The following is a 20,581-nucleotide window of genomic DNA, read 5'->3' on the forward strand; positions in this document are numbered from 1 at the left end:
GACGGATCGGCCGACGAACCGCACGGCCGTCAGGATCCGGGTCTGACCTGGTTGAAGTACGGGTCTGAGACCGCCTTGCGCAGGCTCTTCCAGGACTCGTCCCTGGCAAGGGAGAGATCACAGCCGGGGCCCGGGTCGCGGAAGTTCCACTGGAGCGCGGCGTGCACGCCCTCAAGTCGCTTCACCACGCGCGGCACCTGCTCGTACCACTCGGCCTGCGCGGACGGCTTCGAAGGCTCGTCCGCCGTGCCGAACTCCGAGAGCATCAGTGGTTTGCCGGCGGAGATGTTCTCGCGGATCCAGTCGTGCGAGGCCGTCTGGGTCTGCGCGAAACTCTGCCACTGCGCCTTGTGGCAGCGGTAGTAGTTGTACTGGTTGTAGCCGATCCAGTCGACGTACGCGTCGCCCGGATAGAGCCCCCGGAACAGCTCGCTGTGGCCGGTGTAGCCCGTGATGATCCAGGTCCACACCACATTGGTCACACCCAGCTCGCGGAACCGGTCATGGATGTGCCGGTAGGCGGCGACATACTCTTCGGGTGTGCCGCTGGCCGGGGTACGGGTGTCCATCTCCAGGTCGAAGGAGAGGAAGAGCGGCTTCCCGTACGCCGTGATCCGCCTGGCCTGGACGTCGATCACGCTCTTGTCCAGCGCCCCCGAGGCGATCTGACTCCAGCGCGGCTGCTCGGCCGGGCTGCCGTTCCACCGCTTGCTCTCCCAGGACAGCAGCAGCATCCGCTTCTTGCCGACGTGCTGCTCCTGCTCGGTCAGCAGCTGTCCTTCCAGGCCGCCGAGGGACATGTCGTGGTACGTGTACACGATGTCCAGCGTGCGGCCGATGCGCTTCTCGTAGGCGAGGACGTTCTTCTCGAGGTCGGGCTTGCTGTGCCGTACATAGGCGCCGAACCAGGCGCCGCAGCGCGGCACCAGAAGCTTGGTCGGGCGGCATTGAGGGCTGTTCGCCGAAGGGTTGGAGTCGCCTGTTCCGGAGGACTTCAGGGCGAGTACGCCCACCAGCAACACACTGAGGAGAGCTGTGGAAACGGCCCACAGCCGTCGTCGGTCGTGCGGCCTGCGATGGATGCCTGGCGCCCCGGGAAAGGGGCGTCGGGGTAACGTCACAGAGGTGCGCCTTTCTCGGGCGGTGACGATGCCCGCGCGGTCCTGGTCCGGCTGCCGCGCAGCTGCGGACAGCAGGCGGCGAGCATCGTCAGCAGGGTGAGCAGCACCAGGACCCGTTGGCCGCTGAAGGCGTGCGCGGCCATCAGCGCCGTGGCGCTGATGACGGCGGCACTCACGCTCAGCAGGGCCGCGAGGACGAACTGCTCAAGTCGGTCGGAGTCCCGTTCGAAGCCGTGGTCGAAGCTCTCCACCGGTCCTATCGCCCGATGACGCGTCAGGGCGGGTCCGCAGACGCGCAGGACGGCGGCTCCGGGACCGGCGAGCAGGAACATGGCGACGGGCGCGGCCCGCAGCGGGGATCCGGCGGGGAGGGCGGTGGCGCCGATGGCGCACCAGCCCACGAAGGGCGGCAGCAGCCGGATCGCGAGCGTCTGAGGTCTCATGGGGTCCTCCCCGCCGAGCTGTCGGTGCCATCGGTGCCTTTGGCGTCTTCGGTGGCTTCCGTGTGCTTCAGTTCGTAGACGGCACCTGCGCTGTTGCGGCCCACCTGCTCGAAGAGCGGCGAGGCCGCGACGGATTGCTGGATGCTCCGCAGCTGATCGCCCGTGAGCATGCCGTTCATCTCGGAGTTGGCGATCTGGCCCTGGGTGAGCAGGAAGTATGCCCGGCCGGGCGGCTCGACCGAGGCCATGTCGCGGGCGAGGGTTGCGGCCGGGTCTCTCAGGATCTCCTCGACGTGGCTTTTGGCATCGTCGAGGAACCAGTAATGCCGCACATTCCAGTACGAAGCGTACGCGAGCGGGTAGTTGCGGTGGGCGGCAACGACAAGAGAGCCCTTGGGCGCCTGGTCGATGACCTGCCGGACCAGCGCGACCTCCTGCGGCGGGAAGTAACTGAGCCGGTCCTTGCCGGAGTAGCTGGGCACGAACGCCGCCGTGAGCGCGAGCAGTGCGGCGCCGGGCAGCACGGCGCGCAGGCCCGACACGGGTTGCGGCGCCCCGTGCCCGCCGGGCTCGGCGGCCAGCGGCCGTACGTCGGGCAGCAGCGCGGACGCCGCGAAGAAGCAGGCGCCCGGCAGCATGAACAACAGCACCCGGAAGATCATTTCGCTGCCGTAGTCATTGGCCACGAGCATCAGCAGCGGGACCGCGCCGAGCAGCAGCAGCGGCCGGGCGCGATGCCGCAGCACCCGTCTGCGCAGCACGCCGATCAGCGCCAGCAGCAGTACGGAGGCCGAAAGGAGCCGGCAGACCCACGAGACGATCACCGGTCCGGTGCCGGTCGGCGTCGACCCGTATCCCGTCTCCAGGTTGTGGCTCACATCGCCGAAGGAGCTCACCATCTCGGGCACCGCCTCGCGCAGGAACGGCAGCGAGGCGGTGAGATTCCAGGCCAGGAACACCAGCAGCAGCGTGACCAGCAGGGTCCAGTCCCGGTATCGCCGGGTCACGCACAGCACGCCGAGAGACGCCACCAGCATCACCGGGGTGAGCTGGTGCGAGATAACTACGGCGGTGATCAGCGGGATGAGCAGGGCGGTCCACAGCGCCTGCCGCGATCGGCGGCCCCGCGTCGGACGCTCGCCGCGTCTCAGCACGATCGCGATCACACCGAGATACAGGGCCAGCGCCAGCGACTGCGGCGAGAAGTAGTCCTGCCCCACCCAGTTGGCGACGTAGAACAGCCAGACCGCGGTCCAGATCAGCCGGCGGTCCTGGGTGAAGGTGCGGTAGATCAGCAGCAGCGGTGCGAGCATCAGCAGGCTGGACAGAAGCGGCCACCAGGCCATGTACATCGCGGCGTTCTCCACACCGGTCAGTCGCACCAGCGCGGCCTGCGCGGCGAAGAAGCCGGGCCACTGGTCGTACACCGCCATGTCGCCGAGCTGGTCGCCGCGTTGCAGGCCGCCCGCCGTGAGCAGATGCTCGATGACCGCGTCGTGTTTCCACGCCCAGGAGTAGAGCGGGGTGGGGTAGACGAGCGCCTGGGTGGCGCGCTCCAGCACGATCAGGCCCACCGTGTACGCGAGTGACCATCGGCTCGCGCGCATCGGATCCCGTACGCAGATCCAGAAGCCCGTCGTCAGCAGCGCCAGCGCGATCCAGAAGGCCGCGGGCAGCGCCCCGACAAGGCCGAAGTCGCCGAGCCGTGAGGTGTCGGTGCGGACCACGGCGTACGCCCACAGCGCAAGCGCGCCGACAAGCGGGGCGGCAAGGCCCAGCGGGCCCGACCAGCGCGTGTGGTCGGCTGCGGGCAGATCGGCGAGATCCATTGCTGAGCCGTTCCCGGCCTGGTGGTGGGGGGCGGCCACAGGTCTCCCGGCGTCGGTGGCTGGCTGGTGCACGCTTGTCCCCCTGGTGGTTCAGTTCCGAGCCGGCGCCGAACGCGCCGCGCGTATCCAGATCAGTGCCAACGCCGCACAGGTCAGCAGCAGTTGGAGCGGGAGCGCGAAGGGCGCGAGAGGTCTCTGCAGCGCCCAGCCGCACACCGCGAGCAGCCACAGCGCCCCCCATTGCGCCGCGACCGGCAGCCCGACCGCCCGCACCATCGCCAGCACGGCGACCAGACACAGGAGTTGGCAGACGGTGGGCAGCCAGCGCAGCAACGGCTCGGGGCTGTCGAGACCTGCGGCCGACGCGAGGAAGCCGGCCAGTGTCTCGTACCACGCGCCCTCGGCGGGCTCCGGTTCCCAGCCGAGCACGGCGGGCGCGGTGTGCAGCGCGGCAAAGGTGACCAGCATTGAGGCGCCGAGCAGCACGGGGCGCGGTTGCAGCAGCGAGAGCGCGGCGCAGTACACGACGATCAGCAAAATGCCCGCGGTGAGCGTGACCGGCGGCAGCGCCGCCAGCAGCTGGGTACCCGAGAGCTGGTCCATCGTGATGTCCGGGGCCCGGAACATCGGGGCCCAGAAGAGCACGGCCGCGAGGCCGAGGAGAGCCCAGAGCGCGGTGGCGAGGCGCTCCTCACCGGGATCGGCCTCCGGGCGCCCGCCGGTGGCCCGGGCCGCCGGATCCTGTACGTGGACGATGCCGAAGGCGGGCGTGGCGGTGTCGTCGTGGGCACCGCGCAGATACGCGGTCTGCCGCGCCCAGTCCGTCCCGTACTCCTTCGCGTACTCGGCCGCCGCCTGCCGGCGCCGTTCCGCGGCCTTCCGGGCCCAGGTCGTGCCGTACTCGACCTCCTCCTCGCGCCCCCGGTACAGCAGCCGGGCCAGCCGGGAGGGCCGCGGCTCGCGGCCCAGCAGCACGCTGCGCAGTCCCGGCGCCGAGACCGCGGCCATGAAGGTCATCGACAGCAGCATCGCCCAGCCCGCGCCGGAGATCCCGGTGTGGCCGAGCAGCACGGCCGCGCTGCCGAGGACCAGCGCGCACATCGTGCCCTGGAGGACGGCGAGCACGCCCGTACGCCCCTGGACGCGCAACACCCCGATGTACAGCTCGACGGCGACCCGCGGCAGGGCGGCGGCGGCCAGCAGCCGCAGCACGGTGGTGCCGTGCTCGGCGTAGTGGGCGCCGAACGGCGTGAGGATCTGCGGGGCGAAGACGATCAGGATCAGCACGACGGGCACCAGCAGGATCGCCATGCGGCGCAGCGCGCCGCGCACGCCGTCGGCGAGGCTCTCCGGGCTGTGCGAGGCGTGCGCGGTGAGCGACGAGGCCATGTTGATGGCCATGAACTCCATCGTTCCGCCGACGGTGTACGCCGTGTAGAAGAAGCCGTTGTGCGCGGCGTCGAAGCGGACCGCGACGATCACCGGCAGCAGGTTGATCATGGCGAGGCTGAACAGTGCGCCGACCGAGTCCCCGGCGAGGAACCGGACCAGCTCCCGCATGCCGGGCGGCTCGCGGTTGCGGTCCGCTGCTGCCTGGCGGGGGATGAGCCGGCGGAAGATCAGCCAGGCGAGCGGCAGCACCGACAGCGCGATGGCCAGCGCCCAGGACACGAAGATGCCGAGCACCGGCATGGTGGTGGCGAAGACGACGAGCAGCAGCAGCTTGCCGGTCGAGAAGACGGCGTTGCCGACCGGCACCCAGACCGCCTTGCGCAGACCGGTCAGTACGCCGTCCTGGAGCGTGAGCAGCGCCCAGGCGACACAGGCGACGGTGAAGAAGAGCCCGGCGGTCAGTCCGTGCAGCGGGGCGAACGAGGCGCCCCACATGTCGAGCGTGAAGAGGAAGGCGGCGCTCGCGACACAGACCACCAGCGAGCTGGCCGCGTAGGCGCGCCAGACGAGCGGTCCGGTCGCCCGTCCCGCCCGCGGGACGTACCGTACGACCGCTCCGATCATGGTGGTCGCGGTGATGGAGGCCAGCAGCCGCATGGCGGCGATGGCCGCCGAGCCCTGGCCGACCGCCTCTTCGGTGTAGTAGCGGGCGGCGACCAGCCAGAAGCCGAGGCCCAGGGCCGCGGAGACGCCGGTGGAGAGCATCAGAGCGTAGGCGTTGCGGAACATCGAGTCACCGCTGGCGGGCTTCGCCGCACTCGCCGCGCCGTCCGCCCCGGTCACAACCGGGGCGGACGGCTCGGGCGGCGGCGCGGCGTCCGACGGCTTGCGCAGCCGGGTGGTGTCAGACACCGCGGTCGCCCCGCAGGGGCGGCTGTGCGGCCGTGGCCCCGGACGGCGGAGTGGCGGGCCGGGCGCCCAGCTCGGTGAGTACGGATATCGCCGCCTCCGCCCGGAGCGGGTCGACGGGCAGGGCGTGCCGGGCGAACCAGGCGGCCGCCTCCGGCGCGGGCGAGGGATCGGTGAAGACCTCGCCGGCGTAGGCGTCGAGCGGCGGGTCGTAGAGATAGCCGGTGGTCATTCTCCGCCGGGCGAGCGCCGCGATGGCGGCGTCGCGGTCCTCCACCAGCAGCGGCACCCGGAACAGCGGCTGCACCGGGCCTGGCCGGGGCAGCGCCCATCGGGTGGCCGACAGCCGCAGCGCCCCGGCGCGATGGGCCGCCAGCCGGCTCTCCAGGCGCCTCAGCAGCCGCCCGGTGCGCCGCAGCCGCAGCCCGCCCGGTCTGAGCCGGTAGTCGTGCATGTCCACGCGTATCCACGAGTGAAAGTCCTCCAGGGCCGCGGGCGCGGCGGACAGCGCCTGCTTCAGCTCGCCGGGTCGCAGCTCCATCCGGATGTCCTCGCGCTCCTCGAGACCGAGCAGCCGCAGGGTGGCGCGGGCCGCCGCCACCAGCCGCAGCCCCCGCACGCCCGCCTCGGCGTACGGTCGCAGGCCGTAGGCGAGCTCCGCCGCCAGCCGTGCCGGTTCGAGGAGCTCGTCCCGTGCCCGCTCCAGCCCCGCCCGCAGCGCCGGGTCGGCGACGGTGAGGAATCCGCCGGTCTTGGCCCCGGTGTGTTTGGAGAGGCTGAAGACGGACGCGTCGCCGAAGCTCCCGACCGGCTGCCCGGCCGTCTCGCTGCCGATCGCGTGTGCGGCGTCCTCGATGAGCGGAATTCCCAACTGGTCGCAGCGGGCGCGCAGTTCGGGGGCCGGGTCGGGATTTCCGTACAGATTGGTGGTGAGCACGGCACCGAGGCCGCGCCATACGGACTCGGGCACGGCCGCCATGTCGATGGAGCCGTCCTCGGGCCTGAGCGGCGCCTGTACCGGACGCAGTCCGGCGGCGAGTACCACGAAGAAGATGACGTCGTCGTTGACCGGGGACATCAGCACCCGGGCGCCGGGCGGGCACCAGTGGCGCAGCGCCACATAGAGCCCGAGACGGCATGACGGCACATACAGACATTCCCTGCCCAGACGGTTGCGCATCAGCGCTTCCAGTGGTGCGTACGCCGCCGGGCAGCCCTCCCCAAGAGCCATGTTGTCCCCCCACTAACCCCGCGCTCAATGTGGACCAAACGGGACTGCCCCGTCAATAACGAGGAAGAGCCCATTCCTTGACGGAATGGGCCCTTCGAACGGCCTGTGCGGCGCGTCCCCGGCAGGTCCTCGCTCACTCCTCGAGCGTCAGGGCCTTCCTGAGGCTGATCAGGGTGCGGGACAGCAGCCGGGACACATGCATCTGCGAGATCCCGAGCTCCTCGCCGATCTCCGCCTGGGTCATGTTGGCGACGAAACGCAGGGAGAGAATTTTACGGTCCCGTGGCGGAAGGCTTGCAATCAGCGGCTTCAGCGACTCGACGTACTCGATGCCCTCGAGGCCGTGGTCCTCGTAGCCGATACGGTCCGCGAGCGCGCCCTCCGAGTCGTCCTCGTCGGGCTGCGCGTCCAGCGAGCTCGCGGTGTACGCGTTGCTCGCCGCCATGCCCTCGACCACCTGGTCCCTGCTGATGCCGAGCTGCTCTGCCAGCTCGTCCACGGTGGGTGCGCGGTCGAGCTGCTGGGAGAGTTCGTCGCCCGCCTTCGCGAGGTCGAGCCGCAGCTCCTGGAGCCGGCGCGGCACCCGCACCGACCACGAGGTGTCGCGGAAGAAGCGCTTGATCTCGCCGATGATGGTCGGCATCGCGAAGGTCGGGAACTCCACGCCTCTGCTGAGCTCGAAGCGGTCGATCGCCTTGATCAGGCCGATGGTGCCGACCTGGATGATGTCCTCCATCGGCTCGCTGCGGGAGCGGAAGCGGGAGGCGGCGAACTTGACCAGTGCCAGGTTGAGTTCGACGAGTGTGTTGCGTACGTAGGCGTACTCGTGGGTCCCTTCCTCGAGCGACTCCAGCCGTCCGAAGAGGGTTTTCGACAAGGCGCGGGCGTCCAGCGCCGCCACCTCGTCGAAGGGGGGAATCTCAGGCAGCCCTGCCAGACCTTCGGGGCCCTCGGAAGGGGCGGTGGCGGGGGCGGGCAGTGTCGACGGCGCGGTGGGGGTACGCGATTCGTCGAGCCGGGGTGACATGGTGGTCCTCCATCGTTCTCGGCATATGGCTGCCGATGCCAATACATGCGCTGCGGTGAGCGGCGCCTCCAAAGCCGGTCGTGGTTGGTTGTGTCTATCTAGGCCTACCCGCTCCCCACCGGCCGTCGCAAGTGTCATTTGTTCGATATGTCCGTTTTAGTGGGGAGTTCGGCTGGCAGGTCTGCGTGTCGAGGGCGTAATGTTCGTCGGACGTCGGCGCCGTCGAGCGACGGTGCCGGGCGCACCGAGTGACACGGCGGACGATGCGACGACAGTCGGCAAGTACGCAGTGATGACGCAGCAAACGACACGGCGAAGAGGGACGGCATGGACCGCGGCACGGTCGGCAGCGCGAATCGGGGCCGGCTTCAGGTCGAGGTCCGGACCGAGGGTCACAGTGAGATTGTGAAACCGGCGGGTGAGTTGGATCACCACACCGCCGAACTGCTCAGCGCGCCGCTCGAGCATGCGCTCGAGCGCGGGCGTGCACGTCTGGTTATCGACTGCTCACAGCTCGAGTTCTGCGACTCCACCGGCCTCAATGTGCTGCTCAGCGCGAGGCTGAAGGCGGAGGCCGCCGGGGGAGGGGTCCATTTGGCCGGGATGCTGCCGGTAGTGGCGAGGGTTTTCGAGATCACCGGAGCGGAGGCGGTCTTCACCGTGCACGATTCCCTCGAAGCGGCTCTCTCCGGCTGACTGTCCCCTCAGTTGTTGTTCGCGTCCCGCGCAACGTGCCGCGTGCGGGTGTTGTCACGATTCGGCAGGGCAGGAGAACCCCGCAGAACGATGACGGCCCGGAACTCTCAGTATCGACGTAATGGCGAATTGGTGAATCGGTGAGGTGAAGCGCTGATGAGCACCACCCGGCAGCAGCCGCCGGGCGACCGCGGCTCTGAGCCGCACGGCGCCACCGCCTCCTCCGGGGTCCCCGGCGGGGCGGTGCGCCGCCTTGCCCTGGGCAGCGCCAGCGGCATCGTTCCGCTCGCCCGAGACTTCACCCGCCAGGCGCTGTACGACTGGGGGTGGCTGCCCGCCGCCACGGCCGACCGCCGGGCGGCGGCCGAGGATGTGCTCCTCGTCGTCTCGGAGCTGGTCACCAACGCCTGTCTGCACGCGGAGGGTCCGGAGGAGCTGAAGGTCGGCTGCGACGGCAAAGTGCTGCGCCTCGAGGTCTCGGACCGGGGCACCGGGCAGCCCGCACCGCGCACCCCCCACCGGGCGGGACGGCCCGGCGGGCACGGCATGTTCATCGTCCAACGGCTCTGCATGGACTGGGGAGTTGTGCGCGTGCCCGGGGCTCCCGGCAAGACGGTGTGGGCGGAGCTCGCCGCCCCCTCGTAGTCTGCCTCGCCCCGTTCGCAGGGTGTGGAGAAGGTTTTGAAGCTCTTGTGGAGCACGTCAATACGGCGTGCTCTTTGTCTTCCCTCCCCAAGGTCCCAGGCGTACCTTGAGCGCCCGATCTGATGTGTCGTCAGTTTGTCTCATCAGTGACTTGTGGCGACTTCCGGCGTGAGGGGAACTCTGAGGTGTCGTACCAGAAGCGGACAGCTCTCGCGCTGGCAGCTGCGGTGGCGGGCTCGGTGGTGCTGGTGGCCGCCCCTGCCGCCCATGCCAGTGTCGTAGACGTCGACTACCAGTGTCAGACGCCGATCGGTCCCAAGGGCGCGGTCTCGCCGATCGACATCAAGGCCGTCAGGAGCGGCAGCGGCTACCAGCTGACCATGTCGTTCCAGAAGGGCGTCTCGTCCAGCCCGGTCGAGCTCGGCAAGGGCGCGATGAAGCCGAGCGCGCTGATCAAGCTGGGCGGGGCCGGCGAGGGCACGGTCGCGGTGTCCGGGCCGCCGAATGTGGCGGCGATCCCCGCCAACACCCCCATCAAGATCAATGACTTGACGGGTACGTACACCCCCAAGAAGAACGGCAAGGTCACCTTCACCGCCGGAGTGCTGACCATCAAAGCCCTTGGTACGACGACGACCTGCACGCCCAAGAACAACCCGAAGCCGTCACTGGAACTGGACGTCACAGGGGCGACGGGCTCCCAGAACACGCCGTCCGGCGGAGGCGAACTGCCCAGGACCGGCCCGCTCGACTCGGCGACGGCGCTCGGCACACTCGGCGGCACGGTGCTGCTGGCCGGGGCCGCCGGGGCGCTCTGGCTGACCCGGCGCGGTCAGCGGACCGCGAGCTGACCCGTGCGGATGCGTCCGCTCCGCACGCTCGTCGTCGCCGCGCTGCTGTCCGCTCTGTGCCTCTCCGCGGCGCGGGCGGCCTCGGCGGCCTCGGCGGCCTGGACGGTCGAGCCGGGCGGCGGCAGAGCGTACGCCTATCTGGAGGGCGTGCCCGGCACGGTGCTCGAGGACACGGTGTCCGTGACGAACCACGGCGCGAAGCCGCTCACCGTACGGCTGCGCCCGGCGGATGCGTACAACACCCACTCGGGCGCCCTCGCGGTGCGCGGCGCCCGCACGTCCACGGGCGCGGGCACCTGGATCACCCTCGCCTCCGAGACGCTGACGGTCCCGGGGCGCACCCGTGCCGAGATCCCCTTCTCGGTCACGGTGCCGGCCGGGGCGCTTCCGGGCGACCACCCGGGCGCGATCATGGCGGCGTCGGGCGGCCGCGAGTCGGGCGTACGGATCCATCTGCGGGTCAGCGGCCCGACGCTGGCGGCGTTCACGGTCGAGGACGTACGGATCTTTGCCGGGGCCATCCACTACACCCTGGTCAACCGCGGCAACACGGCCCTGACCCCGCGGGTCGGGTTCCGCGCGGACGGCCTGTTCGGGCAGGTGCTGCGCCGGGCGCCGCGGAGCCTGCCGGTGGAACTGCTCCCGGCCCAGCGCGTCGGCCTCGCCGAGAAGTGGTCCGATCCTCCTTCGCTGGACTCGGTGACGGTCCACATCGAGGCGACGGCGTCGGGCGACGCGAGGGCCGGGGCCTCGGCGTCGGCGGCCTTCGTCCCCTGGGGGACGGTGGCGGGCGCGGGCGCGGGGCTGCTGGCCGCGGGTGGCACGGCGCTGTGGTTCGTACGCCGCCGACGGCATCCTCCGGACCCCGGTCCGCGCGCTGAACAGCAGGGCGGCGACCGGCACTTGGTGAGGGCAGGAGCATGACAATGCACGAAGCCGGAGTGCCCGGAGCCGACCGGCAGGGCCGGCGTGGCGAAGCCGACGGCGGGGTCGTCGGGCGTGGCGAAGCCGGGGGCGTAGGGGCCGAGGGGCGTCGCGAAGTCGATGCCGCAGCGATCGTCGGGCGTGGCGAAGCCGGGGGCGTAGGGGTCGAGGGGCGTCGCGAAGTCGATGCCGCAGCGATCGTCGGGCGTCGCGAAGCTGACGCCGTAGGGGTCGAGGGGCGTCAGCCCCCGCGTGCCCTCCACCGGCTGGGGGTCCGGGGGCTTGCCCCCGGTTACGGGATGGGGGTACTCCCCCTGGCTGCGCCGGGGGCACCCCCACCCAGGCGAAGCTCTGGGGGAGGGCGGGGTGGGGGAGACTTCACCGCCCCCCGCCCCCACGCCCTCGCTCTCCTCCTCGCGCTGCTCCCCCTCCTCCTTCTCCTCCCTACCTCCCCCGCCGCCGCAGCCGACCCGAAACCCCGGGTCAAGCTCTCCCAGGCGCAGGCCGGCAAGGGCGGCGACATCACCGTCAGCGGCAACGGGTGGCGGCCGGGCGCCCTCCTGATGATGCTCATCTGCGGGCAGGCCGTGCCCGGGCGAGGCGTGATCGGCGGCACCAACTCCTGCGCCAACTCCGACGGCCGCGCCGTCACCACCGACACCAAGGGCGCCTTCAGCAAGAAGTTGCCGGTCGCCGAGCCGCCCAGGCCATGCCCCTGTGTTGTGCACGTCGCGACCGTCACCGGTGAACAGACAGTCGTGGACGCCCCGTTCACGGTCGCCGGACACCCCACCGCTCCCCTCTCGGAGCCCACCGGCGGCAAGCTCGCCGTGCTCGCCGCCACCCGGCTCGAAGGCGAATCCGGCATCCTCGTCTTCTTCGGTGCCCCGCCGTCCCGCCGCCTCGAATTCACCGTCGGCAACCTCGGCGCCGCGCCCGTGAGGGACCCCGTCTTCCAGATCGGCACCGCGCACGGCGTCTTCGCCCCGCAGTGGGAGGAGCAGCAGTGGCGCGGCACCATTGCGCCCGGCCAGAAGGCGCTGGTCAAGCTGCCCGTCCAGCTCTCGGCCGGGGCGCACGGCGACTATCAGGTCTCGGTGAAGTACGGCACCACAGTGCTGGCCGAACAGCCGTGGGGCGTCGGCCGCCCCTGGGGCGTCACGATCTTCTGGATCCTGCTCGCGGTCGTCGTGCCCGCCGCGGTGTTCCGCATCGGCATGGCGATCGTGGACCGCGTCCGCCCCGGCGCCCGCCCTCGCGGCAACGGCCGCCACCGTACGGTCCGGCTCCCCGCCTTCCGCCGCCCCGGCCCACGCCCGTCCCCTACGGAACCGTCCGCGCCGAAGAGCACCGCGACCACCACGGCTCTGCCGTGGTTCACGCCTGACTCCGCACCGTCAGAGAACCGATCCACGACGAAGGGACATTCGTGAGCACGCAACGGAGGATGAGCGCGGCCGGAGTCGCGCTGATGCTCGGCGGTGCGGGGATCCTGCTGGCCGCAAGCCCCGCCCAGGCAGCCGAGGTCTCGTACCGGACGGAGTGCATCCCACCGCCGATCTCGGGTCTGCCACCCGTGCAGGGCACCACCAAGGTGCAGATCACAGCGCCCGCCGAGGCCAAGGTCGGCGACGAGGTCGAAGTGGTGTGGAAGTTCGTCGAGGCGGCTTCCAAGAACCCGGACATCCTCGACCTGGAGAAGGACACGGTGAAGCCGACCGGCACCCTCAAGGCGGCCGGTGCGCAGACCGCGGACATCGCCATGGAGGGGCCGCGGACGAACCCGCCGATTCCCAAGAACAGCCCTATGAAGCTGTCCGACATGAAGGGCAGGATCAAGCTCACCAAGGCGGGAGAGGTCACGCTCACGCCCGATGCGTACACCATCAACGTCTCCAAGCCGATGTCCACCGACACCAAGTGCACGCCGAAGGAGACGGTCAAGGCCGCGGCGACGATCAAGGTGTCGGACGGCGGTGGCACGTCGGGCGGTACGACCACGTCCGGCGGGACGACCGCGGGCGGCACCACTGTCTCCGGCGGTACGACCACTTCGGGCGGGACCACTTCGGGCGGGACCACTTCGGGCGGGACCACCTCGGGCGGCACCGCCTCGGGCGGGGGCGACGGCGGCCAGAGCGACTTCCCGGGCAAGGAGGTCGCAGTCACCTTCGAGTGCAAGTCGCCGGGACCGGCGAGCATCAACTCCAAGGTGACGATCAACGCCAAGAAGAACGGCGGCAGTTACGACCTCGTCGTCAAGACGGCCAAGGGCGTCATGAACAGCCCGGCGGCACTCCCCGCAGGCGCGCTCAAGCCCTCCATGGCCGTCCTTCTCGGCGGCGCGGACAAGGGCACCGTCCCCGTCACGGGCCCCGCCAACAAGGATCCGCTGGAGCAGGGCAAGCCGGTGGACCTGCCCGACATGGCCGGTACCTACAAGCCGGGCGCCAGTGGCAAGTCCACGCTCAGCCCGGGCACGCTGACGATCGACGTCACCCTGGCCGGTCAGAAGATCAGCATCCCGTGCACGGTCAAGGGCGCGGCGACGGTCTCCCTGGAACTCGACACCTCGGCCCAGCCGGGCGGCGCGTCGGGCGGCTCCGGCTCCGGCGGCACATCCTCAGGCGGTGCGTCCTCGGGCGGCTCCGCGAGCACCAGCGGCGGCCTCGCCCAGACCGGAGCCGAGGACAACGGCGCCCTGCGTGCCCTCGCCCTGGTCGCGGGCACCGTGATCCTGCTGGGCGGCGCGGTGTTCACGTTCACCCCGTGGCGCCGGCTGCGCGGCACGCGGTAGCGGTCCCGGTACGGCGAAGGGCCGTCGCACCGAATCCGGTGGGACGGCCCTTCGTATGCGCAATAGCTACGTCAGTGGACGTCGCCCATCAGCGTTTCGACCTTCTTGCGGTACATGTAGATCGCGAATCCGGCCGTGGCGGCGAGCAAGGCCTGCATGGCGATGATCGCGGTTCCGTTCAGGTCGACCCCCGCGAGCGAGAGCAGACCCGTGACGCAGTCGCCCGCGGTGACGGAGAGGAACCAGACACCCATCATCTGGCTGGCGTACTTCTTGGGCGCCATCTTCGTGGTGACCGAGAGACCGACCGGGGAGAGGCACAGCTCTGCGATGGTCTGGATCATGTAGATCGAGACCAGCCACATCGGGCTGACCTTCGTGCCGTCACCGGCCATGCCCATGGGCACGACGAAGACGAAGAACGAACCGCCGACGAGGACCAGAGCCATCGCGAACTTCACGATGGTGCTGGGCTCCTGGTTCTTGCGGGCCAGCCACAGCCACATCCAGGCGAAGACCGGGGCGAGCGCCATGACGAACAGCGGGTTCAGCGACTGGAACCAGGTGGCCGGGAAGCCGAAGCCGAGCAGGCTGTCGCCGGTCTTGCTGTCCGCGAACAGGGACAGGGTGGAGCCGCCCTGGTCGTAGATCATCCAGAAGACGGCCGCGGCCACGAAGAACCAGATGTAGCCGCTCATCTTCGACTGCTCGGCCTTGTCCAGGCCCTTGTCGAGCTTGATGCGGACGAGCACGGCGATCGGGATGATCAGACCGGCCAGGGTGAGCGGCACCAGCGCCCAGTTCAGGGTGTACATGCCCGCAGTGACCACGGCGCCGTAGAAGCCGGCGATCACGACGGCGCCGATGGCGACCTTGACCAGAATGCCGGTGCGCTCCTCGACGGAGAGCGGGTTCGGGACGACGCTGCTCTTCGCGCTCAGGTTCCGGGTGCCGATCAGGAACTGGGCCAGACCCAGGGCCATACCGACCGCGGCAAGCGCGAAGCCGAGGTGCCAGTTGTGCTTCTCACCGACGGTGCCGATCACCAACGGCGCGGCGAACGCACCGAGGTTGATGCCCATGTAGAAGACCGTGAAGCCACCGTCACGGCGCGGGTCGTCCGGGCCGTCGTAGAGGTGACCCACCATCGTGGAGATGTTGGCCTTCAGCAGACCGGAGCCGACCGCGACGAGGATCAGGCCGACGAAGAACATCGCCTGGCCCGGTACCGCGAGCGAGAGGTGGCCCGCCATGATCACGAAACCGGCGATGGTGACGGTCTTGCGAGCGCCCCAGACGCGGTCGCCGAACCAGCCGCCGGGCAGGGCCATGAGGTAGACCATCGAGACGTAGACGGCGTAGATCGCCGACGCCGTGGCCGCGGTCATGGCGAGGCCGCCGCCCTGGGAGCCGGTCGCCGCGTCGGCGCCACCGGAGACCAGGTAGAGCACGAGAAGGGCGCGCATGCCGTAGTAGCTGAAGCGCTCCCACATCTCGGTCATGAAGAGAGTGGCCAGGCCGCGGGGGTGGCCGAGGAAGGTCTTCTCGGTGACAACCGAGTCCTTCGTCAGGCTGGACGCCATGTCGATCCTTGCTAGCTCGGGACGCGGTGCTTCGTGAGCGGGGTACGCGCCCTGCGGGGGGAGGCCGGCACCGGCAAGGGACGTGCCCCACCCCACGCCTGAGGGGTCGCTCCGCGGTCTGCAGAGGGGGACAGTCGCCACCGGGATCCACGCCCCTCGCGCCATGTCGCGCTCAGGGCCCGGCCCACAGGTCATTCACTGTTGTCGAGGCTGGGCAGGCCAACCTCGCACAGAAAAGAGACCCTTGGCTCGTGTGCAGGCCAAAGGTCCCGTGTCGTGCTACAGGCGTCTCGCCACCATACGACACGACACTGCGGCATATGGAAGGACTTGAGAGATGGATCACAGGTTTTCCTGGAACCAGCTGCCCTGAATCGAAGGTCGTAGTCATGATCGCATCCCAAAGCCACAGGGCTCGACGATCAAGCACCAGTGCGTACGTGTTGCGGACTACCATCACCCCATGACCCGTGTACTGCTCGCCGAGGACGACGCGTCCATCTCGGAGCCGCTGGCCCGCGCCCTGCGCCGGGAGGGTTACGAGGTGGAGGTGCGGGAGGACGGCCCGACCGCGCTCGACGCGGGACTGGCCGGTGGCGTGGACCTCGTCGTGCTCGACCTGGGACTGCCCGGTATGGACGGCCTGGAGGTGGCGAGACGGCTGCGCGCCGAGGGCCACACCGTGCCGATCCTGGTGCTGACCGCGCGCGCGGACGAGGTGGACACCGTGGTCGGTCTCGACGCCGGCGCGGACGACTATGTGACCAAGCCGTTCCGACTCGCCGAACTGCTCGCCCGGGTCCGGGCGCTGCTCCGCCGCGGCGCGACGGAACCGGCGGCGGCGCCGGCCACGCACGGGGTGCGGATCGACGTCGAGTCGCACCGCGCGTGGATGGGCGACGAGGAACTGCAGCTCACGGCGAAGGAGTTCGACCTGCTGCGGGTCCTGGTCCGGGACGCGGGCCGGGTGGTCACGCGGGACCAGCTGATGCGCGAGGTGTGGGACACGACGTGGTGGTCGTCCACGAAGACGCTGGACATGCACATCTCATGGCTGCGGAAGAAGCTGGGTGACGACGCGGCGAACCCGCGGTACATCGCGACGGTGCGCGGGGTCGGCTTCCGCTTCGAAAAGAGCTAAGTCCAGTCGCCACGGTCCGTGGCCGCCCCTTCCCGAGCGCGGCTGCGCTCCCGGGCCCGCCCCGGATCTGGCGAACCCCGAATGGGTCCGGAGCCCGCGCACTGCGGGCCGCGCGGGGCTTTCGCGCCGCCTGGAAGGGACTCGCCCCGGATGTCGTTACCGTGGGAGGAGCCGTGAAGGGTCGTCCCCGCAGGGGATCGGCGGCAGGACCCGGTGATCAATGCGCACCGCCGTAGGCCGCCGACCCCGAGGAGTCGAGCCCGTAGGGGCTCCGGAACCCGCGCCCCGCGGAGGCCCGCACCGCGGACCGCCCAGCCGCGCAACGGCACCCCGCACCAGAAACGCACCCCCCGCCGGAGGCGACCTTGCGTCGACGACTGATCAGTTCAACCCTCGCCGTCGTGCTCGTCGTCATCGCCGTCTTCGGCGTCTCCCTCGTCCTCGTCGAGTCCCGCACCATCTCCAATTCGGCCCAGGAAAGCGTCGACTCCGAAGCCCTCCGGCTCGTCAGCATCGTCGACAGCCGCCTCGTCGGCGGTGAGCCCGTCAACCCCGACATCCTCGCCGAGCAGATCGGGGCCAAGCGGTACGCCCTCATCCAGATCCCCGGCCGCGACCCCATCGAGATCGGCAAGCGCCCCACCGACGACGTCATCCGCGGTGTCGCGCACGGCGAGCGCAAGGAGACCGTGACCGTCGAGGAGTCCCGCTCCTCCGTCACCCGTGAGCTGGGCCGGACCCTGATGATCATCGGTGCCGTCGCCCTGCTCGCGGTCGTCGCCGCGGTCCTGCTCGCCGTGCGCCAGGCGAACCGCCTCGGCTCCCCGCTCACCGACCTCGCCGAGACCGCCGAACGCCTCGGCTCCGGCGACCCGCGCCCGCGCCACAAGCGGTACGGCGTGCCCGAGCTCGACCGGGTCGCGGACGTGCTCGACGCCAGCGCCGAGCGCATCGCGCGGATGCTCACCGCCGAGCGCAGGCTCGCCGCGGACGCCTCGCATCAGCTCCGTACACCGCTGACCGCGCTCTCCATGCGGCTGGAGGAGATCACCGTCACCGACGACCTGGACACGGTGAAGGAGGAGGCGAGCATCGCGCTCGCCCAGGTGGAGCGGCTCACCGACGTCGTGCAGCGGCTGCTCACCAACTCCCGCGACCCCCGCACCGGTTCCGCCGTCGTCTTCGACCTCGACGAGGTCGTCAAGCAGCAGCTGGAGGAGTGGCGCCCCGCCTACCGCAGCGCGGGCCGCGCCATCGTCTGCTCAGGACGGCAGGGCATGCAGGCCGTCGGCACCCCGGGTGCGGTCGCCCAGGTGCTTGCCGCGCTGATCGAGAACTCCCTGATGCACGGCGGCGGCACCGTCGCCCTGCGCACCCGCGTCACCGGCAATCAGGCCGTGGTCGAGGTGACCGACGAGGGCCCGGGCGTACCGGCCGACCTCGGCGCGCGGATCTTCGAGCGGACCATCAGCGGCCGCAACTCCACCGGCATCGGACTGGCCGTGGCCCGCGACCTCGCGGAGGCGGACGGCGGCCGCCTCGAACTCCTCCAGCAGCATCCGCCGGTCTTCGCGCTGTTCCTGAGCCGGGTCGCGCGCGGCCGCAAGAGCGACCCGCCCACCGTCAGATGAGGCTCAGCGGCTTACCCGGTCCGGCTCCGCACGCCGCGGGCCGAGGAACGATTCCGCAGTGTGCACCGCCTCCCGCGCAGGCAGCGCCCGGAACACCCAGGTCCGGTAGGACCAGAAGCGGAACAGCGTCGCGATGCCGATGCCGAGGAACTTGAAGACATTGCTCTGCAGCGGGCTGTCCCAGCCGAAGCCGTACGTCGCCGCGTACAGAATCCCGTTCTCGATCACCAGGCCGACCACGCTGAACAGCAGAAAGAGCGTGAGCTCCTTGGTCCGGCCGCTCTTGTCGCGGTCGCGGTAGGTGAAGTAGCGGAAGCCCACATAGTTGAAGGCGATCGCGATGACGGTGGCCAGGATGGACGCCCGGACCACGGGGACCTCGGTGGTGTGCCGTACGAGGTTGAACACCGCCAGATTGACGAGCAGGCCCATGCCTCCCACCGCTCCGAATTTGGCGACCTCGCGCATGAGCTGGTCGAGCTGTCCGCGCAGCGCTCCGCCTCGGTGACTCATAGTGAGAGTTCAGCCCCATCGTTTCGGTAGCGTCAACCCGCTCATGCTAACCAGTGAGCCTCCCACGTGCCCGGCGGCATCGACAATGGTGTGGCGCGGCTGTGACCAGGGCGACGGCGGCCGGGTGCCGCGGGCGACGGGGGGCGCCGGGGCGGCGGATACCCTAGGTGGGTGACGTTCCCGGTAGTCGGCATGGTCGGCGGCGGCCAGCTCGCCCGTATGACCCACGAGGCGGGCATCCCCCTCGGCATCAGATTCAAGCTCCTCAGTGACACCCCGCAGGACTCCGCGGCCCAGGTGGTCAGCGATGTCGTCATCGGCGACTATCGCGACCTGGACACGCTCCGTGAGTTCGCGCGGGGCTGCGACGTGCTTACTTTCGATCATGAGCATGTCCCGATCGAGCACCTGCGGGCCCTGGAGGCGGACGGCATTCCCGTCCGCCCGGGGCCGGACGCCCTGGTGCATGCGCAGGACAAGGGCGTGATGCGTGCCAAGCTCGACGAGCTCGGTGCGCCCTGCCCGCGCCACCGCATCGTGACGGACCCCGCCGATGTGACGGCCTTCGCCGAGGAGGGCGACGGCTTCCCCGTCATCCTCAAGACGGTCCGCGGCGGCTACGACGGCAAGGGCGTCTGGTTCGTCCGTACGCAGGCGGACGCCGAGGCGCCGTTCAAGGCGGGCGTCCCCGTCCTCGCCGAGGAGAAGGTCGACTTCACCCGCGAGCTCGCGGCGAACATCGTCCGCTCCCCGCACGGCCAGGCCGTCGCCTACCCCGTCGTCGAGTCGCAGCAGGTCGACGGCGTCTGCGACACGGTGATCGCGCCCGCGCCCGGTCTGGACGAGGAGGTGGCCGGCCAGGCCCAGCAGCTCGCCCTGCGGATCGCCAAGGAGCTCGGCGTCGTCGGCCATCTCGCGGTCGAACTCTTCGAGACGGCCGACGGCCGCATCCTCGTCAACGAGCTCGCCATGCGCCCGCACAACTCCGGCCACTGGACCCAGGACGGGGCCGTGACCTCCCAGTTCGCCAATCACGTACGCGCCGTGCTCGACCTCCCGCTCGGGGACCCGCGCCCGCGCGCGAAGTGGACGGTCATGGCGAATGTGCTCGGCGGCGACTACCCCGACATGTACGCGGCGTATCTGCACTGCATGGCCCGCGACCCGCAGCTGAAGATCCATATGTATGGCAAGGACGTAAAGCCCGGCCGCAAGGTGGGTCACGTCAACACCTACGGCGACGATCTGGACGACGTGCTGGAGCGCGCCCGTCACGCAGCCGGCTACCTCAGAGGAACGATCACCGAATGACCAGCCCCGCACAGCGCCCCCTCGTCGGCATCGTCATGGGCTCGGACTCCGACTGGCCTGTGATGGAGGCCGCCGCGCAGGTACTCGACGAGTTCGAGATCCCCTTCGAGGTCGACGTCGTGTCCGCGCACCGGATGCCGCGCGAAATGATCGCGTACGGAGAGGCAGCGGCGGACCGCGGCCTCAAGGCGATCATCGCGGGCGCCGGGGGAGCGGCCCATCTGCCGGGCATGCTCGCCTCCGTCACCCCGCTGCCGGTGATCGGCGTTCCCGTACCGCTGAAGTACCTCGACGGGATGGACTCGCTGCTGTCCATCGTGCAGATGCCCGCGGGCGTGCCCGTCGCCACGGTCTCGGTCGGCGGCGCGCGTAATGCGGGTCTGCTCGCGGCCCGCATCCTTGCCACGCAGGACACCGAACTCCTCGTCCGTATGCGGGAGTTCCAGCAGGAGCTGAACGACCAGGCCACGGAGAAGGGCAAGCGGCTGCGGGCCAAGGTGGCGGGCGCGGAGTCTTTCGGCTTCGGGAAGTGACCTC

At 70.2% G+C, this 20,581-nt stretch carries 18 protein-coding genes; 10 read left to right on the plus strand and 8 right to left on the minus strand.

Going from position 1 to position 20,581, the window contains the following annotated elements; all coding sequences use genetic code 11:
• Window positions 1–29: 29 nt before the first annotated feature.
• From ACI2LP_RS14640 to ACI2LP_RS14665, 6 genes are all read right to left on the minus strand, one after another.
• Window positions 30–1,013: a glycoside hydrolase family 26 protein gene (locus tag ACI2LP_RS14640; RefSeq protein ID WP_404724877.1), complete on the minus strand. Its 984-nt coding sequence runs from the start codon at window positions 1,011–1,013 to the stop codon at window positions 30–32.
• A gap of 104 nt (window positions 1,014–1,117) precedes the next feature.
• Entirely contained in the window at window positions 1,118–1,564 is a 447-nt protein-coding gene (locus ACI2LP_RS14645; RefSeq protein ID WP_404724878.1) for a hypothetical protein, read from the minus strand.
• Window positions 1,561–3,393, minus strand: coding sequence for a glycosyltransferase (locus ACI2LP_RS14650; RefSeq protein ID WP_404724879.1), 1,833 nt, complete (start codon window positions 3,391–3,393; stop codon window positions 1,561–1,563). Before ACI2LP_RS14650 ends, ACI2LP_RS14645 begins: the two co-directional genes overlap by 4 nt.
• Window positions 3,394–3,483: 90 nt before the next feature.
• Window positions 3,484–5,697, minus strand: coding sequence for a lipopolysaccharide biosynthesis protein (locus tag ACI2LP_RS14655; protein ID WP_404724880.1), 2,214 nt, complete (start codon window positions 5,695–5,697; stop codon window positions 3,484–3,486).
• Window positions 5,690–6,874 (minus strand): DegT/DnrJ/EryC1/StrS family aminotransferase, encoded by a 1,185-nt coding sequence (locus ACI2LP_RS14660; protein WP_404724942.1) that lies wholly within the window; start codon window positions 6,872–6,874, stop codon window positions 5,690–5,692. The genes ACI2LP_RS14655 and ACI2LP_RS14660 overlap by 8 nt, the downstream gene beginning before the upstream one ends.
• A gap of 184 nt (window positions 6,875–7,058) precedes the next feature.
• Window positions 7,059–7,952, minus strand: coding sequence for an RNA polymerase sigma factor SigF (locus ACI2LP_RS14665; RefSeq protein ID WP_404724881.1), 894 nt, complete (start codon window positions 7,950–7,952; stop codon window positions 7,059–7,061).
• Window positions 7,953–8,279: 327 nt separating this feature from the next.
• Here ACI2LP_RS14665 and ACI2LP_RS14670 point away from each other — a divergent pair, with 327 nt between their 5' ends.
• The 6 genes from ACI2LP_RS14670 to ACI2LP_RS14695 all read left to right on the plus strand — a co-directional run bounded on the left by ACI2LP_RS14670 (window position 8,280) and on the right by ACI2LP_RS14695 (window position 13,865).
• Complete coding sequence (locus ACI2LP_RS14670; protein ID WP_404724882.1) at window positions 8,280–8,648, plus strand: STAS domain-containing protein; 369 nt, start codon at window positions 8,280–8,282, stop codon at window positions 8,646–8,648.
• A gap of 156 nt (window positions 8,649–8,804) precedes the next feature.
• Window positions 8,805–9,293 (plus strand): ATP-binding protein, encoded by a 489-nt coding sequence (locus ACI2LP_RS14675; protein ID WP_404724883.1) that lies wholly within the window; start codon window positions 8,805–8,807, stop codon window positions 9,291–9,293.
• A gap of 185 nt (window positions 9,294–9,478) precedes the next feature.
• A complete protein-coding gene (locus ACI2LP_RS14680) occupies window positions 9,479–10,144 on the plus strand; it encodes a peptidase (RefSeq protein WP_404724884.1) in 666 nt (221 codons plus the stop codon).
• 9 nt (window positions 10,145–10,153) lie between these two features.
• Entirely contained in the window at window positions 10,154–11,068 is a 915-nt protein-coding gene (locus tag ACI2LP_RS14685; RefSeq protein ID WP_404724885.1) for a hypothetical protein, read from the plus strand.
• A 299-nt stretch (window positions 11,069–11,367) separates the two neighbouring features.
• On the plus strand, window positions 11,368–12,501 hold the full coding sequence (locus ACI2LP_RS14690) for a hypothetical protein (protein WP_404724886.1): 1,134 nt from the start codon (window positions 11,368–11,370) through the stop codon (window positions 12,499–12,501).
• A gap of 14 nt (window positions 12,502–12,515) precedes the next feature.
• Entirely contained in the window at window positions 12,516–13,865 is a 1,350-nt protein-coding gene (locus ACI2LP_RS14695; RefSeq protein WP_404724943.1) for a hypothetical protein, read from the plus strand.
• A gap of 71 nt (window positions 13,866–13,936) precedes the next feature.
• On the opposite strand, the gene ACI2LP_RS14700 is transcribed toward ACI2LP_RS14695, so the two are convergent.
• Complete coding sequence (locus ACI2LP_RS14700; protein ID WP_404724887.1) at window positions 13,937–15,448, minus strand: peptide MFS transporter; 1,512 nt, start codon at window positions 15,446–15,448, stop codon at window positions 13,937–13,939.
• Window positions 15,449–15,911: 463 nt separating this feature from the next.
• Between ACI2LP_RS14700 and ACI2LP_RS14705 the strand changes: the two genes are divergently transcribed.
• Complete coding sequence (locus ACI2LP_RS14705) at window positions 15,912–16,589, plus strand: response regulator transcription factor (RefSeq protein WP_360882079.1); 678 nt, start codon at window positions 15,912–15,914, stop codon at window positions 16,587–16,589.
• A 365-nt stretch (window positions 16,590–16,954) separates the two neighbouring features.
• Window positions 16,955–18,220, plus strand: coding sequence for an ATP-binding protein (locus tag ACI2LP_RS14710; protein ID WP_404724888.1), 1,266 nt, complete (start codon window positions 16,955–16,957; stop codon window positions 18,218–18,220).
• A gap of 3 nt (window positions 18,221–18,223) precedes the next feature.
• Here the strand turns inward: ACI2LP_RS14710 and ACI2LP_RS14715 are convergent, their stop codons facing one another.
• On the minus strand, window positions 18,224–18,733 hold the full coding sequence (locus tag ACI2LP_RS14715; protein ID WP_404724889.1) for a GtrA family protein: 510 nt from the start codon (window positions 18,731–18,733) through the stop codon (window positions 18,224–18,226).
• Between the two features lie 192 nt (window positions 18,734–18,925).
• Between ACI2LP_RS14715 and ACI2LP_RS14720 the strand changes: the two genes are divergently transcribed.
• Both ACI2LP_RS14720 and purE read left to right on the plus strand, forming a co-directional pair.
• Window positions 18,926–20,044: a 5-(carboxyamino)imidazole ribonucleotide synthase gene (locus ACI2LP_RS14720; RefSeq protein WP_404724944.1), complete on the plus strand. Its 1,119-nt coding sequence runs from the start codon at window positions 18,926–18,928 to the stop codon at window positions 20,042–20,044.
• On the plus strand, window positions 20,041–20,577 hold the full coding sequence (gene purE, locus ACI2LP_RS14725; protein WP_404724890.1) for a 5-(carboxyamino)imidazole ribonucleotide mutase: 537 nt from the start codon (window positions 20,041–20,043) through the stop codon (window positions 20,575–20,577). Before ACI2LP_RS14720 ends, purE begins: the two co-directional genes overlap by 4 nt.
• Window positions 20,578–20,581: the final 4 nt, after the last annotated feature.

Origin of the sequence: Streptomyces sp. NPDC019890 (assembly GCF_044903445.1) — a bacterium.
Classification (GTDB): domain Bacteria; phylum Actinomycetota; class Actinomycetes; order Streptomycetales; family Streptomycetaceae; genus Streptomyces.

What these genes read in the sequence shown, in the direction of transcription:
- ACI2LP_RS14720 (WP_404724944.1), top strand. Translation starts at nt 18,926, where the DNA reads ATGGTCGGCGGCGGCCAGCTCGCCCGTATGACCCACGAGGCGGGCATC.
- ACI2LP_RS14715 (WP_404724889.1), bottom strand. Translation starts at nt 18,733, where the DNA reads ATGAGTCACCGAGGCGGAGCGCTGCGCGGACAGCTCGACCAGCTCATG.
- ACI2LP_RS14660 (WP_404724942.1), bottom strand. Translation starts at nt 6,874, where the DNA reads ATGCGCAACCGTCTGGGCAGGGAATGTCTGTATGTGCCGTCATGCCGT.
- ACI2LP_RS14700 (WP_404724887.1), bottom strand. Translation starts at nt 15,448, where the DNA reads ATGGCGTCCAGCCTGACGAAGGACTCGGTTGTCACCGAGAAGACCTTC.
- ACI2LP_RS14690 (WP_404724886.1), top strand. Translation starts at nt 11,368, where the DNA reads ATGGGGGTACTCCCCCTGGCTGCGCCGGGGGCACCCCCACCCAGGCGA.
- ACI2LP_RS14705 (WP_360882079.1), top strand. Translation starts at nt 15,912, where the DNA reads ATGACCCGTGTACTGCTCGCCGAGGACGACGCGTCCATCTCGGAGCCG.
- ACI2LP_RS14650 (WP_404724879.1), bottom strand. Translation starts at nt 3,393, where the DNA reads ATGGATCTCGCCGATCTGCCCGCAGCCGACCACACGCGCTGGTCGGGC.
- ACI2LP_RS14665 (WP_404724881.1), bottom strand. Translation starts at nt 7,952, where the DNA reads ATGTCACCCCGGCTCGACGAATCGCGTACCCCCACCGCGCCGTCGACA.
- ACI2LP_RS14645 (WP_404724878.1), bottom strand. Translation starts at nt 1,564, where the DNA reads ATGAGACCTCAGACGCTCGCGATCCGGCTGCTGCCGCCCTTCGTGGGC.
- purE (WP_404724890.1), top strand. Translation starts at nt 20,041, where the DNA reads ATGACCAGCCCCGCACAGCGCCCCCTCGTCGGCATCGTCATGGGCTCG.
- ACI2LP_RS14685 (WP_404724885.1), top strand. Translation starts at nt 10,154, where the DNA reads ATGCGTCCGCTCCGCACGCTCGTCGTCGCCGCGCTGCTGTCCGCTCTG.
- ACI2LP_RS14675 (WP_404724883.1), top strand. Translation starts at nt 8,805, where the DNA reads ATGAGCACCACCCGGCAGCAGCCGCCGGGCGACCGCGGCTCTGAGCCG.
- ACI2LP_RS14670 (WP_404724882.1), top strand. Translation starts at nt 8,280, where the DNA reads ATGGACCGCGGCACGGTCGGCAGCGCGAATCGGGGCCGGCTTCAGGTC.
- ACI2LP_RS14695 (WP_404724943.1), top strand. Translation starts at nt 12,516, where the DNA reads ATGAGCGCGGCCGGAGTCGCGCTGATGCTCGGCGGTGCGGGGATCCTG.